The 17,853-nt window shown below is 42.8% G+C and carries 17 protein-coding genes and 1 riboswitch; of the genes, 4 read left to right on the top strand and 13 right to left on the bottom strand.

Annotated elements, in window-relative coordinates; translation table 11 throughout:
- Positions 1 to 24 precede the first annotated feature (24 nt).
- From ilvN to EEL30_11780, 4 genes are all read right to left on the bottom strand, one after another.
- Complete coding sequence (gene ilvN / locus EEL30_11795) at positions 25 to 525, bottom strand: acetolactate synthase small subunit (GenBank protein ID QDX92929.1); 501 nt, start codon at positions 523 to 525, stop codon at positions 25 to 27.
- 1 nt (position 526) lies between these two features.
- Positions 527 to 2,251 carry a biosynthetic-type acetolactate synthase large subunit gene (gene ilvB / locus EEL30_11790; GenBank protein ID QDX92928.1) on the bottom strand — a complete coding sequence of 575 codons (1,725 nt, stop codon included), beginning with the start codon at positions 2,249 to 2,251 and terminating at the stop codon, positions 527 to 529.
- A gap of 809 nt (positions 2,252 to 3,060) precedes the next feature.
- Positions 3,061 to 4,245, bottom strand: a complete 1,185-nt coding sequence (sat, locus tag EEL30_11785; GenBank protein ID QDX92927.1) for a sulfate adenylyltransferase — start codon at positions 4,243 to 4,245, stop codon at positions 3,061 to 3,063.
- A 42-nt stretch (positions 4,246 to 4,287) separates the two neighbouring features.
- Entirely contained in the window at positions 4,288 to 4,980 is a 693-nt protein-coding gene (locus tag EEL30_11780; protein ID QDX92926.1) for a phosphoadenylyl-sulfate reductase, read from the bottom strand.
- A gap of 298 nt (positions 4,981 to 5,278) precedes the next feature.
- On the opposite strand from EEL30_11780, the gene EEL30_11775 reads away from it, so the two are divergent.
- Both EEL30_11775 and EEL30_11770 read left to right on the top strand, forming a co-directional pair.
- Positions 5,279 to 6,904: a nitrite/sulfite reductase gene (locus EEL30_11775; protein QDX92925.1), complete on the top strand. Its 1,626-nt coding sequence runs from the start codon at positions 5,279 to 5,281 to the stop codon at positions 6,902 to 6,904.
- Between the two features lie 96 nt (positions 6,905 to 7,000).
- Entirely contained in the window at positions 7,001 to 7,207 is a 207-nt protein-coding gene (locus EEL30_11770; GenBank protein ID QDX92924.1) for a DUF3906 family protein, read from the top strand.
- Positions 7,208 to 7,271: 64 nt separating this feature from the next.
- On the opposite strand, the gene EEL30_11765 is transcribed toward EEL30_11770, so the two are convergent.
- From EEL30_11765 to EEL30_11725, 9 genes are all read right to left on the bottom strand, one after another.
- Entirely contained in the window at positions 7,272 to 8,042 is a 771-nt protein-coding gene (locus tag EEL30_11765; GenBank protein QDX92923.1) for a hypothetical protein, read from the bottom strand.
- Between the two features lie 5 nt (positions 8,043 to 8,047).
- A complete protein-coding gene (locus EEL30_11760; GenBank protein QDX92922.1) occupies positions 8,048 to 9,214 on the bottom strand; it encodes an aminotransferase class I/II-fold pyridoxal phosphate-dependent enzyme in 1,167 nt (388 codons plus the stop codon).
- Positions 9,211 to 10,377 (bottom strand): aminotransferase class I/II-fold pyridoxal phosphate-dependent enzyme, encoded by a 1,167-nt coding sequence (locus EEL30_11755; GenBank protein QDX92921.1) that lies wholly within the window; start codon positions 10,375 to 10,377, stop codon positions 9,211 to 9,213. Before EEL30_11755 ends, EEL30_11760 begins: the two co-directional genes overlap by 4 nt.
- Positions 10,378 to 10,476: 99 nt before the next feature.
- Positions 10,477 to 10,586, bottom strand: a riboswitch (SAM riboswitch).
- Positions 10,587 to 10,716: 130 nt separating this feature from the next.
- Positions 10,717 to 11,076, bottom strand: a complete 360-nt coding sequence (locus tag EEL30_11750) for a 50S ribosomal protein L20 (protein ID QDX92920.1) — start codon at positions 11,074 to 11,076, stop codon at positions 10,717 to 10,719.
- Positions 11,077 to 11,176: 100 nt separating this feature from the next.
- Positions 11,177 to 11,374, bottom strand: a complete 198-nt coding sequence (locus tag EEL30_11745; protein QDX92919.1) for a 50S ribosomal protein L35 — start codon at positions 11,372 to 11,374, stop codon at positions 11,177 to 11,179.
- A 24-nt stretch (positions 11,375 to 11,398) separates the two neighbouring features.
- Positions 11,399 to 11,908: a translation initiation factor IF-3 gene (gene infC, locus EEL30_11740; protein QDX92918.1), complete on the bottom strand. Its 510-nt coding sequence runs from the start codon at positions 11,906 to 11,908 to the stop codon at positions 11,399 to 11,401.
- A 345-nt stretch (positions 11,909 to 12,253) separates the two neighbouring features.
- Positions 12,254 to 14,167 (bottom strand): threonine--tRNA ligase, encoded by a 1,914-nt coding sequence (gene thrS, locus EEL30_11735; GenBank protein ID QDX92917.1) that lies wholly within the window; start codon positions 14,165 to 14,167, stop codon positions 12,254 to 12,256.
- Positions 14,168 to 14,503: 336 nt separating this feature from the next.
- Positions 14,504 to 15,421: a hypothetical protein gene (locus EEL30_11730; GenBank protein ID QDX92916.1), complete on the bottom strand. Its 918-nt coding sequence runs from the start codon at positions 15,419 to 15,421 to the stop codon at positions 14,504 to 14,506.
- Between the two features lie 186 nt (positions 15,422 to 15,607).
- On the bottom strand, positions 15,608 to 16,660 hold the full coding sequence (locus EEL30_11725; GenBank protein ID QDX92915.1) for an FAD:protein FMN transferase: 1,053 nt from the start codon (positions 16,658 to 16,660) through the stop codon (positions 15,608 to 15,610).
- A gap of 252 nt (positions 16,661 to 16,912) precedes the next feature.
- Between EEL30_11725 and EEL30_11720 the strand changes: the two genes are divergently transcribed.
- Together EEL30_11720 and EEL30_11715 are read left to right on the top strand one after the other, a co-directional pair.
- The gene (locus tag EEL30_11720) at positions 16,913 to 17,299 is read left to right on the top strand and encodes a NusG domain II-containing protein (GenBank protein QDX92914.1); all 387 of its coding nucleotides are present in this window, start codon (positions 16,913 to 16,915) and stop codon (positions 17,297 to 17,299) included.
- Positions 17,283 to 17,849, top strand: coding sequence for a Gx transporter family protein (locus tag EEL30_11715; protein ID QDX92913.1), 567 nt, complete (start codon positions 17,283 to 17,285; stop codon positions 17,847 to 17,849). The genes EEL30_11720 and EEL30_11715 overlap by 17 nt, the downstream gene beginning before the upstream one ends.
- Positions 17,850 to 17,853 lie beyond the last annotated feature (4 nt).

Raw genomic sequence — 17,853 nt, 5'->3', positions numbered from 1 at the left:
TTCAATTTTTACCAAAATAAAGGCTTATGCTTGCATTAATTCCAGACTTAACCCGCGAGCCATTGCTACGCTTCCTGTTCGTGTCAATTCTTCAATGCCATATGAGGATAGCAAAGCAAGTAGGGCATCAATTTTTTCACTATCGCCGGTTGCTTGAATAATAATAGAAGCGGGACCGATATCGACGATAGAAGCACGAAACGGTTCCACAATACCCGTTAACTCTGTACGCTGAGACGCTTTTGCATGAACCCGAATTAAGGCAATCTCTCTTGCTACCATCGGGTCTTTACTCAAATGAGTTACTGAAATAATGTCGATAAGCTTACATAATTGCTTCATCAATTGATCCAGGCGACGTTCATCCCCATTAGTTGTAATAATCATTCGGGACAAGCCTGCTTCTTCTGTTGCTCCTACGGTTATACTGTCGATATTAAAATTGCGTTGACCAAACAAAATGGCTACTCGAGTCAGGACACCGGGATGGTCGTTTACCAAAAGGGCTAATGTATGTCGTTGCATGCTACTCATCCCCCAACATCATTTGATCTAACGTGCTTCCAGCGGCTACCATCGGGTACACATTTTCTCCAGCTGCTACTCTAAAATCAATAACCACAGGTCCATCGTATTCCAACGCTTCCTTCCAGACGGCTTGAGCTTCTTCTGAAGTAGTGGCTCGCATTCCTCTGACACCATAAGCTTCTGCTAATTTAACAAAATCAGGACTACATGTTAGATCAATGGAACTGTAACGTTGATCATAGAATATCTCTTGCCATTGTCGCACCATTCCCAGACACTGATTGTTTATAATAACCACTTTGACAGGAAGCTTGTGTTGGGCTAAAATCGCCAGCTCCTGATTAGTCATCTGGAATCCGCCATCTCCTACGACGCTGATTACAGTCCGGTCAGGATGAGCAATCTGCGCTCCAATTGCGGATGGAAAGCCAAATCCCATCGTTCCTAGACCGCCAGATGAAATAAAAGAACGAGGTTTTTTTATCTTGTAATACTGAGCACACCACATTTGATGCTGTCCTACATCCGTTGTCACAATTGCCTCACCATTTGTTGTTTCATAAAGCATTTCGATTACTTCTTGCGGCTTTAGTTGACCATCTTTTTTATAGCTATATGGATACGCCTGCTGCCATCCATGTAATTGTTTCATCCAAGCACTGGTTTCAAGTGGCTTAGCTAGTACTAGCGCTTTTTCTAGCGTACTTTTTATGTCTCCTGCTACACATACCGCCGTTTCGACATTTTTTCCCAGTTCAGCAGGATCGATATCTACATGGACAATCGTAGCATTTGGCGCAAATTCTTTGGTGCGACCCATCGTAATTCGATCATCAAAACGTGCTCCTAGTCCAATCACGCAGTCAGCATGAATCAAGGCTTGATTAGCTGTGTAATTACCGTGCATACCTGGCATACCAAGCGCTAATTCATGTGTTCCTGGGAAGTTACCTAGCCCCATAAATGTACTGATAACAGGGATGTGAGTCAGTTCTGAAAAGGCAAGTAATTCCCGGTGGGCATTGGCAGCTAGGATGCCTCCTCCCGCCATGATGACTGGACGTGAGGACTTATTAATTGCTGTTATAAACTGTTGCATCTCTTCATCCGAGGGTACCAGAGTAGGATGATAACCACGGACACTAATGCTCTCAAGCGCTTCGAATGGCGCTACCATATTACAAACATCCTTGGGAATATCAATAAGCACCGGGCCCGGACGACCAGTTGTTGCAATATAAAAAGCCTCTTTTATGATGCGTGGAATATCACGGATATCACGAACAAAATAGTTGTGCTTCGTAATCGGCATTGTAATCCCCGTAATGTTTGCTTCTTGAAAAGCATCGGTTCCAATCATGTTTTGTGCGACGTTGCCGGTAATACAGACAAGCGGTACGGAATCCATTTGTGCCGTGGCAATTCCTGTGACTAAATTAGTAGCCCCTGGACCCGATGTGGCAACGACTACACCCGCTTTTCCGCTCGCTCTTGCGTATCCATCAGCGGCATGAATAGCACCTTGTTCGTGCCGCGCCAGAATATGCTTTAGTCGACTACTATATAGCGAGTCATAAATCGGTAGAACGGCCCCTCCCGGATAACCAAAAATATGCTCAACACCCTCTAGCAACAAGCAACGTAATAAGGTTTCCGCCCCCGTCAATTCTTCACCAAATCTCATCTCAGGCAACGTCCGCGTCTGTTCTGCGGTCTCGATCATCTTCTCTCCTCCCTACTCCTCTTATCATTGTAAAAGTCCATTTTTCATGAAAAAAATCCCCTCGCCCCGACATACGAAAGATGTCTGATTGGGGCGAAGGGATTCGCGGTACCACCCAAATTTGCTGATTCCTCGCGGAGATTCAGCCTTGGACAGGTCAGAGAAATATCTGACTGTCAGCGCGATAACGAGCGCCAAGCGGTTACACCTACTAGACCTAGATCGTTCAGCTAACAGCTCAGAGGCGAGCAATTCATTACGTTCCTATCCGGTTCTCAGCAATCCGGACTCTCTGTGAAAGAATGGGTAATCAATCATGTCCTCATCAAAGCCATCGAAATATTCTTTCAAATCAACATGTGATTCAATGTGATGTGAATTGTCTGAAAATAATTGTTATGACTGATTATAGCCAGCCAAAAAATGTGTGTCAATGAAATCAAATTCTTTTTATTGAACTTTTTCCCGAACGATTGCTCACTAGAAATGAGCAGGCTCTTATGGCACATAAATGAAAGCGCATACACAAAAATCTGTACACATACTGCTTTTTTTTTCAATTTTTTTCTGGTTATCTGTCCCACATCAATATTTTTCTGAAAAATACTGGGAATCTAGTTCCAATCATTTACTAGCAATTGTTCAAATATTGTTCAGATTTATTCCCGTTGCCTCTTCATTCATGGTCTAACTTGTTCTCTGCTGTTTTTCTCCCCATATGCCTTTTGAACAAATCCACATTAGAAAACGCAGAGAGAAAATCTGCTCTGCGTCTGTTCATTTTTCCCTATATTTAGCTTTTTTCCAGCTTAGCCTTCAATCTTCTCTCGTTCCCGAAGACCTTGAATTAACACCTGTGCCACTTCTGGACGAGAAAATTCAGGTGGCGGAGTAATCCCGTTACGTAGTAATTCCCGTACCTTAGTACCTGATAACGCAACATGATGTGCTTTGTTATGTGGACATGTTTTCGTTGTAGCCATTCCTTGGCACGCCTGACAGAAGAAGCTATGCTCGAAAAATAGTAGAGTAATTCCTAACTCTTTAGGTGTAAATTCAGAAAAAATATGTTGGGCGTCATATGTGCCATAATAATCGCCCACTCCTGCGTGATCTCGTCCGACGATAAAATGCGTGCATCCATAATTTTTTCTGACCATTGCATGAAAAACGGCTTCCCGAGGCCCTGCATAACGCATCGCCGCAGGAAATGCTCCCAAAAAAACCCGATTTTTAGGATAATATTTTTCCAGTAAAACGAAGTAACTTTTCATTCTGACATGGGCAGGCACATCGTCGGATTTCGTTTGACCTACTAGTGGATTTAGAAATAGCCCATCTACGATTTCTAAAGCCGCTTTCTGGATATACTCATGTGCCCGATGTACCGGATTTCTCGTTTGAAACCCTACAATACTTTTCCAACCAATCTGTCTAAAAAAATCTCTCGTTTCACTCGGCGTATAATAATAATTAGCAAACAATTCTGGTTTTGGACGCTGAATCACTTTAATACTTCCACCCACATAATAAGACGGCCGCTGATGCAGCTTAGCCACCCCAGGGTGTGCTATATCTGTCGTGCGATATACCTGAATGGCTTCTCTCTTTTTGTCAGGTTGATAGACATCCTTTACCGTAAGTACGGCATAATTCTTGCCATCCAGTCCACGCAACACCAGTTTTTCACCTATAGATAAATCGCTATATTCTTCAGGAACTGCCAATGTAATCGGTACCGTCCAAACTGTTCCATCTGGCAAACGCATACGTTCTATCACTGAATCATACTCTTTTTCTGTCAGGAAGCCCTTTAGCGGAGAAAAGGCTCCTATCGCGATGCAATCAATATCAGACAATGTCCACTCATCCACGGTAATGGCGCGATAAGGATGTAAACGTTGATTATTCTCTTCTAGAAACACAGGGGATAACAAGCGATTTACTAGAACCCCACCATGTGCTGAATATTGTTCTGCCACGATTCTCCTCATTCCTTTCTAGTCGTTCCTATCTCTAGGCTTATCTCCAGGTCTTTATTTGTGCAAGCCACACTCCGTTTTTTCAAAACCCGACCAGCGTCCAGCACGAGGGTCCTCTCCGGGAAGCACTATACGTGTACAGACCGAACAGCCAATACTCGGATAATGTTGGTCGTGCAAAGGGTTATAAATAACCTCATTTCTTCGGATATACGCCCACACATCCTCACTCGTCCATGCCGCTAGCGGATTACATTTTACAAGGTTAAACTTCTCATCCCACTCTACTTTTTTGCTGTTAGCGCGCGTTGGAGCCTGATCACGGCGAATCCCTGTAATCCACGCCTCGTAGTTGGTCAAAATCCGTGTTAATGGCTCTACTTTTCGGATGTTACAACAGGTCGTAGGATTGCTTTTCCACAGCTCATCTCCATGCTGTGCACTCTGTTCTTCCAGCGTTAATAAAGGAGAAACCTTAATAAAAGAGGTGCCATAATGCTCCTCAAGTCGATCAAGAGTTTCATACGTCTCTCTAAAATGTTTATTTGTATCCAGGTAAAATACAGGCGTTTTTGGTGCAATCTTTTGCAGCATATCAATTAGCACTACATCCTCCGCCCCGAAGCTGGATGCAAGTACAATTTTGGAACCATAGGTTTCTGTTGCCCAAGCCAGCAATTCTTCTGCTTCTGCTTGATCGAATCGATCAGCCAACAACTGAACCTCATCCAATGTCAATTCGTTCATTTCTCTACCTCTCTTTCACAGCATTCATCTACTCATCTTATGTCGCACGCTCTCTTAAGGATGCTTGCCTATCACGATTGCAAAGCTAACTTGCGACTGAGGATGGAAAAACTCATCACTTGAAAACCAAGTTTTAAAGTAGGATTTGAAAGTATTTGCCCTACATCATAGCCATTTATTTTCGTTGTGTCAATTCAAACTATTTCGTTTTTTCTTATTGACCTTGTTGTATTCAGCGGTTATACTCAGTTCAAAGTATTCCGACAAAAACGATATGAATTAAGGGAGGATCATTGAAATGAGCGATCAGCAATCTCGCCCTTGGGAAGCGGATAAGAGTAAATTACATGCGTTTGAACTTACAAAATTAGAACGTGATGGCATGGATATTATCGATACGATACGAAGGCTTGGTTCAAAAGGATATCAGGCGTTTTCTGCTGACGATCTTGCCTTTTTTAAATGGGCAGGAATCTACGAACAAAAACCTAAAGGAAACGGTTTTTTTATGATGAGAGTCCGCATTCCAGGAGGGATTTTAAGCGCAGACCAAGCAAGAACTCTCGCAGAAATCAGTCGAGAATATGGACGCAATTTAGTAGATATCACGACTCGACAAGCCGTGCAGTTTCATTGGTTAACCACACCAGACCTTCCAGATGTATTTGATCGCATGGAGCGTGTGGGTTTGTTCTCATATGAAGCTTGCGGAGATGTTCCGCGTACGATCGTCGGAAATCCACTCTCAGGCATCGATCCTTATGAACTCATGGATACTGAACCCCTTGTAAATCAGCTGGAAGAACATTTTTTATTAAATCCCGAATTTACAAATCTCCCACGTAAATATAAATTGTCTATCTCCGCAAACATCTACAATACCGGACATGCAGAGATAAATGATCTTGCTTTTACTCCTGCGTCTAAAATCATAAATGGTCGAGAACAGATCGGGTTTCACGTTTGGGTAGGCGGTGGTCTGTCTGCTAAGCCTTATCTGGCAAAGCAATTACCTATCTTCGTCTTACCTACAGAGGTTGTGCAGGTAGCAGATGCTGTTACACGTATCTTCCGAGATTATGGTTATCGCGAGAAGAGACATCAGGCTCGCCTCAAATTTTTAATGGCAGATTGGGGACCTGAGAAATTTACAGAGAAATTATTAGAATTGACAGGACCCTTAGAAGAACGTGGGGAAGATCGGACAGTTGGCTGGAATGCAGGCTACTTTACCGGCGTTCATAAGCAAAAACAGCCCGGTCTACATTATGTAGGGTTACTATTGCCAGTGGGACGACTCACTGCTGAAGACCTAGCCGAGTTGGCCGAGTTAGCTGATCGCTACGGAAATGGCTCCATTCGCACCACTAACTCGCAAAATATTATTCTGCCAAACATTCCTGATGACAAGCTGGACTCCTTGCTTGCAGAAACCTTGCTCACACGTTATTCCCCTACCCCTCGAACCTTCATTGGGCATGCTGTCTCCTGTACGGGAAATGAATTTTGCAACTTGGCAATCGTTGAGACAAAAGCACGGATGACTTCTATTGCCCACTGGCTAGATGCTCACGTAGAAATTGATACACCAGTGAGAATCCACATGATCGGATGTCCTAATTCCTGCGGTCAGCAACAAATAGCCGATATCGGATTGCAAGGGACTTTAGTCAAAACCGCAGAAGGTACTGTGGATGCTTATGATTTTTTCGTTGGAGGCAGCCTAGGTCCAGATGCTCAATTTAATAGTCGTCTAAAGGGGCGTGTCGTCGCAGATCGGGTAGCTCCTGTTATCGCTCAGCTTGTGGAATTATTTAAAACTGAACGGGAGACGGGAGAAAAGTTCCACCAGTTTGCTCGCCGATTCGGAACCGCCAATATCCAGGAGCATTTTACGCAAATTATCGCGAGCGTGAGTGTGTAAGTTTAAGTGACCGTTTACATACTAGACAGTAGTCCTAGCACAGTTGGCTGCTAAGCTACCTTTTGAAACCAGTAAGTACGAAAAGAGGGAAATCCCATGTTCCTATACCATGTTGAGATCGTGACAACGGAGGATAAAAGTCTGGTAGCCGCCGTGATTGCGGAAACGGAGGAGGCAGCCTTTCAAACAGCTCAGGCACTCACCAAACGTCAATTCCACCCGGCCCCCGTTATCAAAACCAGCACCTTGATTGAAAAAAAATATATAGATAAAGGGAAGGGATATGTGTTTGCGATTTCCTAGATCCAAAGGAATCCAGCCATCTGGCCATACAGGTCAGAAAAGCTGGATTTTTCTTTGTTCCTGTTTATTTTTCCGGTAATGATATCCGTTGCGTTCCCAATAATAATGTTTGTTCGTCAACCCATCTCATGTTGCCTCTTTCTATGACCTCTTTTTCGAGTATCATCTTCTTCTGTTCCGTATCCCACACGTATAGCGTAACAGGTCTTTCCTTCCGTTCTTCTGCATACGTGTACACCATAAATGCACTTCGTTTTTGCGCAGGGGAAAACACGGTTTCCCTTCTCAACAATGCAACATCCAGCCCTGGTATGGTGATCTGAGATTCTTGTTGATATCCGTTCCCCTTGGCATCAAATGAACCCAGCCTCATCACTGTAGTAATATCTTGTCGAATGATATCAAGCAAATAAATCCGTTGGCCCGCATTCATCCCTAGATAATAACGGTCAAATGGTTGGCTTGTTTTTTTCCTAGGCAAGGCTTTTTCTTTTTTGATGGCAAAGTCAATGGCAGAAAACCCATTATGATATAAGACAATTTCTTGATCGCTTAGCCACTCTACCAGCCATTGCTCTTGCATCCCTGCTAAACTATCTTCCTCTTTGTTTACTTTGGTGATTTCCCCAGCGAGCGTAACAAACTCTTTCTTTCCCTGATCAATGTATCCTAAAATGCCTTCATGATATGTTCCCGACTCTATGAGCAACAAGATATCCTTACCATTAGGAGAGTAACTGAATTTCGAAGTATTGTAATATACAAAAACCCCCTTTTTATTAAAAGGAGGCTTCTTTTGCCAAACGACGAATGAAAGTCTTTCACTTTTTTTCATAAACCCTACACATTCACTTGCTCCTCTATTTTCTCCCCGGCTTTCAGACCACGCTCTAAGTCAGCCAACACATCCGTCACGTCCTCTACTCCAAGCGATAGCCTCACCAATCCATCTGTGATTCCACGCTTTTCTCGTTCAGCTTTCGGCATAGCCGCATGTGACATTTGTGCTGGATATGACAGAATACTCTCTACTCCCCCCAGGCTAACTCCCACGAGAGCATATTGCACGTTATCGAATAAAGCCTTCACCCGTTCACGACTGCCCAAGTCAAAGGAGAGGACTGCTCCGTGTCCATTTGCTTGAGTCTCTTGAATTTCATGTCCATCATGGGTGGACAAACCTGTATAATAGACCCTTTTCACCAAAGGATGCTCTGCTAAATGATCTGCAACAACCGATGCATTGCGAGTCGAAATATCCAAGCGTGCTTTTAATGTTTTTAAGCCACGCATCACCAGCCAGCTATCCTGTACACCAAGAATGGCGCCAAATCCATTTTGAATGGCATATAATTTTTGTCCTAATTCCTTTGTTTTAGTCACTGCAAGACCGGCTACTACGTCACTATGTCCTCCGATAAACTTGGTAGCACTATGCAAAACAATATCTGCTCCTAACTCCAGTGGTCGTTGGTAGTACGGAGTCATAAAGGTATTGTCCACGATTGTTATAAGCCCGTGTCGTTTAGCAATTGCAATTACTCCCCGCAAATCAGTTACTTTTAACGTCGGATTGGATGGTGTTTCTAGAAAAACGGCTTTTGTGTTAGAACGAATAGCTGCTTCCACCAAAGACAGTTGGGTGGTATCCACAAAGGTCACTTCAATTTGCATCCGTTCTAGCACTGTAGTTAAAAAACGAAATGTTCCCCCATAGACATCTTCAGCTACTACCAAATGATCGCCACTTGAAAATAATAAAAATACGCTGGAAATAGCAGCCATTCCAGAAGAAAATGCAAAACCACGCTTTCCCCCTTCTAGTACTGCAATTGTTTCTTCTAGTGCTTGACGAGTCGGATTCCCTGACCGTGCATAATCATAAGTACCAGGCTGGTCAATATCATATTGGTGAAAAGTAGAGGCTTGGTAGATCGGGATGCTAGAGGCTCCCGTCACTCGATCCATTCCACACGTACCATGAAGGATTTTGGTTGCAAAATTCATCGGATACACTCCTCTATTTGTAAACATTTGTCCAAGGCATGTTTCAGGTCAGCTATCAAATCATCACGATGTTCAATTCCCACTGATAGGCGAAGCAATCGGTTGCATACACCTACTTGTTCTCGCACTTCAACCGGAATATCTGCATGTGTCTGCGTAGCCGGATAGGTGCACAAGGATTCTACGCCTCCCAGACTTTCTGCAAATGAAATAACTTGTAATTGTTTTAAAAAGATAGGGACCAGAGATTGTTCCTTGATGCGGAAGGAAACCATTCCGCTATAGCCACTTGCTTGTTCCGTCTGACTATCATATCCCGGATGAGTAGGTAATCCAGGGTAAAAGACCTCTGACACTGCTGGATGAGTTTGTAAAAAGTCAGCCACAGCAAAAGCATTTGATTGATGGCGATCCATGCGCAATGCCAACGTTTTTAGGCCACGCATCACCAACCAGCAATCCTGTGGACCAAGTACCGCTCCTATGGAATTATGCAACAAACTAATCTTTTCTGTCAGCTCGGTACCTCTGGTCACGATCAAACCAGATAGCACATCATTATGTCCAGCTAAATACTTGGTAGCACTGTGAAAGACGATGTCTGCTCCTAGCTCCAGCGGTCGCTGATAATAGGGAGTCATAAAGGTATTGTCAATAATGGACAGCAATTGATAGCGTTTGGCAATATCGACAACGGATCGCAAATCGGTAATTTGCATAAGTGGATTGGTAGGTGTTTCTATGAACAACGCACGTGTCTCGCTGGTAATAGCCGCTTCCACTAGCTCCGGTTGGCACATATCAACGTAGGTGCAGGTTATTCCATATCGCTTCATGATTTGTTCAAATAGTCGATATGTCCCTCCATACAGATCGAGCGAGACAACTAAATGGTCACCATAGGAGAACAACCCCAAAATGGTTTGAATCGCCGCCATTCCCGATGAGCAAGCAAAACCACCGTCTCCCCCTTCTAAATTAGCGATAGCTTCCTCAAGCACCGTTCGCGTCGGATTAGCCGTCCTAGTATAGTCAAATCCTGTGCTTTCACCCAATGCCGGATGACGATATGCCGTTGCATGATAGATGGGAAAGCTGATTGCTCCCGTTGTTTTGTCTTTCCCTACCCCGATTTGTGCCAAACGTGTATCAATATGCTTCATCAATTCCACTCCTCTGTCGTCCCACTTTATTTACAAATAAAAAAGCCTTCTTTCGATGAAAGAAGGCTTTGGCTACGCAAAGAGATCCGTAAGCAAACCTTCTCATCTTTCAGAACTTAATGTTCTGCAGGAATTAGCACCATCTCGTTTATAAAACAAGTGGTTGCCGGGCATCAACGGGCCAGTCCCTCCGCCTCTCTGGATAAGAAGTCATGCTATTCAATTTGTATTGATTCTAAAATTATCAGACAGTTCAGCTAAAGTCAAGAATTTTTCTCCCGCATGAATCAAAAAAAGGCTGCCGAGGAAACTCGGCAACCTTTTTCTAAAAGAACGTTCTTACGCGTTCAATTTGCTTTTAGCAACTGTAGCAATGTCGTTGAAAGCAGCTTTATCGTTAACAGCTAGATCAGCTAACATTTTGCGGTTTACTTCAACACCAGCTAGTTTCAAACCGTGCATCAAACGGCTGTAAGACAGACCATTCATGCGAGCTTGAGCGTTGATACGAGTGATCCACAATTTGCGGAAGTCACGTTTTTTCTGACGACGGTCACGATAAGCGTACATCAGAGACTTCATTACTTGTGCATTAGCTGATTTAAACAGACGGTGTTTAGAACCAAAGTAACCTTTGGCTAATTTTAAGATTTTCTTATGACGACGACGCGACACAATGCCACCTTTAACTCTTGGCATAATTAATTCCTCCTGATCTGTAGCATGGCGGTCTACGTAAGACGCTTATGGAGCTCATGCTAGATAATTTTTCGTTACGGAAAATGAGCAGAAATGAATCTTACAAGTAAGTGATCATTTGCTCAATGCGTTTTTGGTCTCCTTTAGAAACCATGCCACCTTTGCGAAGATGACGCTTCGCTTTAGTGCTCTTGTTAGCAAACAAATGGCTCGTGTAAGCAGAATCACGTTTCAAACGACCGCTACCAGTCTTTTTGAAGCGTTTTGCTGCTCCACTGTGAGTTTTCATTTTAGGCATTGGGAAATCCTCCTGTCTCGTATCCTATTTTTCCGATTTCGGAGTTGGAGCTAAGATCATAATCATGCTACGACCTTCAATTTTGGGTCTACGTTCAACCGTTGCTTCCTGTTCACAAGCGGCTGCCACGCGTTCCAGCACCTGTTGTCCGATTTGAGAGTGGGTAATTTCACGTCCGCGGAAACGAATCGTACATTTCACTTTGTGTTCCTCACCCAGAAACTTTAGCACATTGCGAAGTTTCGTTTGGAAATCGTGTTCCTCAATGTTAGAGGAAAAACGAACTTCCTTCAGCTCAACAATTTTTTGGTTCTTGCGAGCTTCTTTCTCCTTTTTCGATTGCTCATACTTGAACTTACCAAAGTCCATAATACGGCAAACAGGAGGTTTTGCTGTAGGAGCTACGTTGACAAGATCTAATTCAGATTCTTGTGCAATACGTAATGCTTCTCTCAGTGGTACTACACCTAATTGGTCACCGTTTGCACCAATCAAGCGTACTTCTCGAGCACGAATCGCCTCATTCACCAACATTTGATCCTTGCTAATGATTTGCCACCTCCATAGTCTTTCGAGAGCAAAAACGGATAGTAGAAAAGCTGGTATTGCATAGTTGAAAGCTTTTCATAAGCATGTGGCGATCAATAGTCATCAATCGCCACACACATAAAAATGCGGACGCTATAGCGCCCGCATTTAATCTCACCTTTAGCAAAACAACGAATGAATCGGAGGCTTTGCATACGTTAGACCCGTCAACTGTCCAGCTAGACGTCGATTCAGGTGAGAAGCTGGGCGCTTCTGCTTCAATCTCGAAATGTGAAGTTATCACACCTAAGTAGTATCACATAACAGTTAGGTGTTTGTCAAGTGTTGTACTTATTTTCTTTCTAGAATTTCATTTTGAAGATGAGCCAATACATCAGCAACCGGCTTACTGCCTAGATCGCCTTCTCCGCGTTTACGTACGGATAATGCTCCCTCTTCCATTTCTTTTTCCCCGATAACCAGCATATACGGGATTTTTTGCATTTGGGCTTCGCGGATTTTGTAACCGATTTTTTCATTACGGGAATCTAGCTCTACACGAATACCCGCTTGTAGCAATTGCTTGCGCACTTCTTCTGCATAAGGAACATGCACTTCATTAATCGTCATCAAACGAGCTTGTATTGGTGCAAGCCAAGTTGGGAACCCACCGCCATAATGTTCAACCAAAATACCGATAAAGCGGTCAAGTGAACCATACATAGCACGGTGCAAAACAACCGGACGATGCTTCTCATTATCCTGTCCAATATAGCTTAGATCGAATTTTTCAGGCAATTGGAAGTCCAACTGAATTGTTCCGCATTGGTGACTACGTTTCAGAGCATCTGTGATTTGGAAGTCAATTTTTGGACCATAGAATGCGCCATCGCCCTCATTGATTTCGTAATCCATACCTAGTTCATCCAATACGTTTTTCAAAGAGCTTTCTGCAATATCCCACAGTTCATCAGATCCCATAGAATCCTCTGGACGAGTAGATAGCTCTACACTGTATTTGAAGCCAAATACACTGTAAATTTTATCGATTAGTTGGATCATGCCTTTAATTTCCGCCTCAATCTGATCAGGACGTACGAACACGTGTGCATCATCCTGACAGAACGTACGAACACGTAACATACCATTTAACGCACCAGAGTACTCATGACGATGCACCTGTCCGAACTCGGAGTAGCGAATTGGTAGATCGCGATAAGAATGCATCTCGTTTTTATAAATCAGCATATGACCAGGACAGTTCATCGGTTTAAGGGCGAACGTTGTGTTGTCTACTTCTGAGAAATACATATTCTCATGATAGTGATCCCAGTGACCGGATTGCTCCCATAGACGTTGGTTCATCATGAATGGTGTACGAACTTCCTCGTATAAAGCTAGGTCTTGCAAACGACGGGAGAATTGCTCCAGCTCGTTGCGGATCGTCATACCGTTAGGCAGATAGAAAGGCATACCTGGTGCTTCTTCCGAGAACATGTACAAGCTTAGTTCTTTTCCCAATTTACGATGGTCGCGTTTCTTCGCTTCTTCTAAGAAGTGCAAGTGTTCATCCATGTCTGCTTTTTTCGGGAAAGCTGTGCCATATACGCGTTGTAATACTTGGTTATCAGAGTTACCACGCCAGTAAGCACCTGCCACACTCATCAATTTGAATGCTTTAATTACTCCAGTGGAAGGCAAATGAGGTCCACGGCATAGGTCAAAGAATTCACCCTGATGGTACATCGTGATGACGGAATCCTCTGGTAAGTCACGAATTAATTCTAGCTTCAAATGATCATTTAATTCGCCAAAGATGCGCATCGCTTCTTCACGACTTACTTCTTTACGCTCGATCTTCAAGTTTTCCTTGATAATCTTGTTCATTTCAGCTTCCAATTTGATTAGATCTTCAGGCGTTAAGCTAACTGGAATATCCATATCATAGTAGAAACCGTCCTCAATTACAGGACCAATCCCGAATTTAACCTCGCTACCGAATACACGTTTTACCGCTTGAGCTAGCAAATGGGCTGTACTGTGGCGATATACTTCCACGCCGTCTTTCGTATCAAGTGTCACAATTTCCACGTTTGTATCTTCTTGGATAGGTGTAGATAAATCTACAACCTTGCCATTTACTTTTCCTGCTACCGCTTTTTTCTTCAAGCTAGTGCTAATGGAACCTGCGATATCTTCAATTGTTACGCCCGCTTCGTATTCACGAACAGAGCCGTCTGGCAGAGTTACTTTTACTTGTGCCATTTTCATAACTTCCCTTCCGTATGTGTATCATCGCCCGAGCTAACCCGAGCAATTTAAAAAATAAAAAAACGCTCAATCCCAAAAGGGACGAGCGCTTATTTTCTCGTGGTACCACCCTAGTTCAGATTTATCCCCTGTTGCTTAGGATAAATCCCTCTACGTAAACGATAACGGTTTCACACCGGCTGACCGATACTAGGCAAAATGCCGTTCCCAGCCGCTACTCGAAGGTGGTAAATCATTGTTCGCTGCGTGGTGAGCTCTCAGCCATGGCTCCCCTCTCTAGAACGCTAAAACAAGATTCTTGTCCTTCTCACTGTATTTGACTCTTATTACTTATGTATTATAGTGACTGGAGAATTGGAAGTCAAGATTTCCAGGAGTCGTTAAACAATGAGCACAACTCACACACGCCAATACACGATCCCCAAATACAGCCTGCATCGTCTGCAACAAGAGGCTACTCTCTTCCGCTCCATGAATAACAATCTTTTCAGGTGCAAGCGCAATTAATGCACTCACGATATAATCCTCTTGACGATCTGGCTTAAATCCCAAAATGGCTTCCAATTGGCTCAGGTCTATCTTGGTATCTTCTTGATCATACATAAAAAATTCGTGCGACTCCCGCAACACGACATGAACAAGTGGATAACGATGCTCCTGTTTCGAAACAAAGAAGCGGAGTAATTCAACAAACTCCTGATACTCCTTGTCCTGTTGATATTGTTGCAAGCCCATGTCAAAAGCCTTGTCCAACAAAATATGGTAGTTTTTCAAACGAAATTTCACGAAACCTTCCAAATAAAGGTATTGTTCTTCCTCTATATATTGCAAAACCTGTTCATAAATGGCTGCTTTGCGTGTGGAGCGGTTCATATTTTCACGCACTTCATCCAACTCATGGAACACAAATTGAATATAAGGATAGATCTCGTCAAACTTATGAATAAGAGCCCTATGTTCTTTCCGTTTTAAAAAGGAACGCAACATCTCTACTTCCACAACCTGCATGGTCCACTCAGTAATAACTAAAGCAACAAAGGAAGCCATATATTCCAAGGTATCACAGGTATACTCTTCCCGTGACCAACTAACAAAGCGAAACTGTGTATGACATTCATGCTCCTCTACCCGGCACTCAATGCGAACGGGGGACGTATCTATCATCTCCTGCATGCTCTGAAGAATATGACGGAACCGCTCGATGTAGTGTTGATGAGTAGATTGTAGGAATACGGATACTGTTTGCACGTGGTTCACCCCCACCCGTTTATACAATCAGTATATGCCCAAGCCTTGGCGATATACTTTTAAACCATTGGAAAAAACCATCAAACGAACGTTACGTTCATCTGACGGTTTTATTGAGTGAAAAGAGTGCTAACAAACTGTATTTATTTTATTTTTGTTATTCATTAAGCTGTGAGGAGCATGTACCTAATTTGCCATCTGGTATTGTTCATTGGTCAATTCCCAATTACCTTTTAAGCCGCCAGTAATGTGAACCTTTTTATCTTTTGTGATAAAAATAGCCTCTACATTTGGCAAGCTTTCCATAAAGGACATCCCTTTTTCCAAGCCTAATGCAAATCCGGTTGTTGACAAAGCATCCGCATCGGCAGATTCATTCGTAATGATGCTAACGCCAAACAAATTATTTTCAACAGGATATCCTGTTGCTGGGTTTAAAATATGATGGTAATGCTTGCCATTCTCTTCGAAATAACGTTCGTAAATCCCTGACGTAACCACCGTCTTATTTGTAACTTTTAATTTACCTAGTTGATTGCCACGGTTACGATCTGGATCTTGGATACCAATAGTCCAATCATTTCCGTTCGGCTTTTTTCCAAGCGCTAGAATGTTCCCACCCAAATCAATAATGGCACTGTTAAAGTCGTTTTCTTTTAAATAAGCAGCAATTTGGTCGGCAGCATACCCTTTACCGATCCCGCCTAAATCAATTGCCATGTTTGGCTGCTTCAAAAACACCGTCCGCTTTGCATCATCTAAAACAATTTGATGATAATCAATCACCTGCAACATCTTTTTGATGTTCTCTTCCGAAGGTACCTTTGCATTATCTTGCCCAATATTCCACAAACTGACCAATGGACCGATCGCTGGATCAAAACACCCTTCTGATAACTCCGCATATTTCATAGATTTTGTAATTACTTCATAGGTTTCAACCGATACAGGTACAGCTTGTTTTCCCGCTTGTTCATTGATCCGATAAACCTCACTACCTTGTAATGTACGACTTAAATGAGATTCAATTTCTTTCATGCGAGTGTCCAGCTCTTTAAAATGCTGGTCCGTCACTCGATCGTCATACACACGCACAGTCACAATCGTGTCATAGATGAAATAACTTTCAGAATGTGGTTGGATCGCAGTGTTCACACTTTCTTCATAGGGTTTTGAGGCACAACCATTTAAAATGAGGCTGAGTATTAAAAAAAACAGAAGCGAAAATTTGTGTTTCATGATGCCAGACCTCCGCTGTTTTCCCGTCTTGTGCCAAAAATAAGGTCGCAACGGGAGTTTTACCCACTCTTATCCAAAGAACCACCCTTGTAAGCTTAGACTTACGGACAAAAGTGAACGTGGCGCATTATACCATTAGAAAATCCTTTTGGAAAGGAAGAGTGTCACACCTACATATTTTAGATCGTGTATAATACGTATTGGCATTGCATTATTTGTAAATCAAAAAAAATTATAACAGGAGAAAAAAACATGAAACGAGCAGATCTTATTTTAATTGGCATTGTGCTCGTCGTGGCTCTCGTTTTTCTTGTGCCGCGTTACTATAACACAGGTTCAAGTGAAAATTTGCACAATGTCCATAAAGTAGCAAAAATTACCGTTAATAACCAATTATACAAGACCATTGAGCTTACCAAAGAAGAACAAATAATCACGGTCGATACCGATCATGGTCAGAACATTCTTAAGGTGCATGATTTTGGCATTGAAATGTTTGAAGCTGATTGTGACGATAAAGTCTGCCTATCCTTTGGCTTTATCACCGAGCCGAGTCAAACCATTGTTTGCTTGCCTCATCGCGTCCTAGTGGAAATCATTTCAGATGAAGGAGCTGACATAGATGGCCTTGCCCAATAATTCCTCACAAATGGAAACGCAATCACAGTCATTGAAAAAAGTAGTGATTATCGCCATTTTTGCTGCCGTATCTGTTGTGCTTGGGCTAATCGAATCCACACTCCCCATTAACTTACAAATGCCCGGGGCTAAGCTGGGACTAGCCAACATCATGGTACTAGCCTGCCTATATTTTCTGTCTGGTAAAGATGCCTTTACCCTAGTGATATTAAAAACATTACTAACAGCCATGATTTTAGGTACGTTCTCCAGTTTTTTATTTAGTTTCTTTGGTGCTTTATTTAGTTTCATCGTTATGTTCGGATTAATGAAGCTGACTGGAAAATCGCTTAGTTTGATCGGCATTAGTATTCTAGGCGGCGTCGCACATAACATTGGGCAATTAACCGCAGCTGTACTTATTTTTCAGACGAGCAAAATCTTCTACTATCTTCCAGCCTTGCTGATAACAGGAATTCTTACTGGCATATTTATCGGAATAGCTGTTCGTTATCTTGTTCGTTCTCTATCCAAGATGGCTTTATTTCAACCATTCGTTCCAGTTGACTAAGCTA

Source organism: Brevibacillus laterosporus (assembly GCA_007833815.1).
Taxonomy (GTDB): domain Bacteria; phylum Bacillota; class Bacilli; order Brevibacillales; family Brevibacillaceae; genus Brevibacillus_B; species Brevibacillus_B laterosporus_D.
This window is presented reverse-complemented; position numbering and strand designations above follow the sequence as displayed.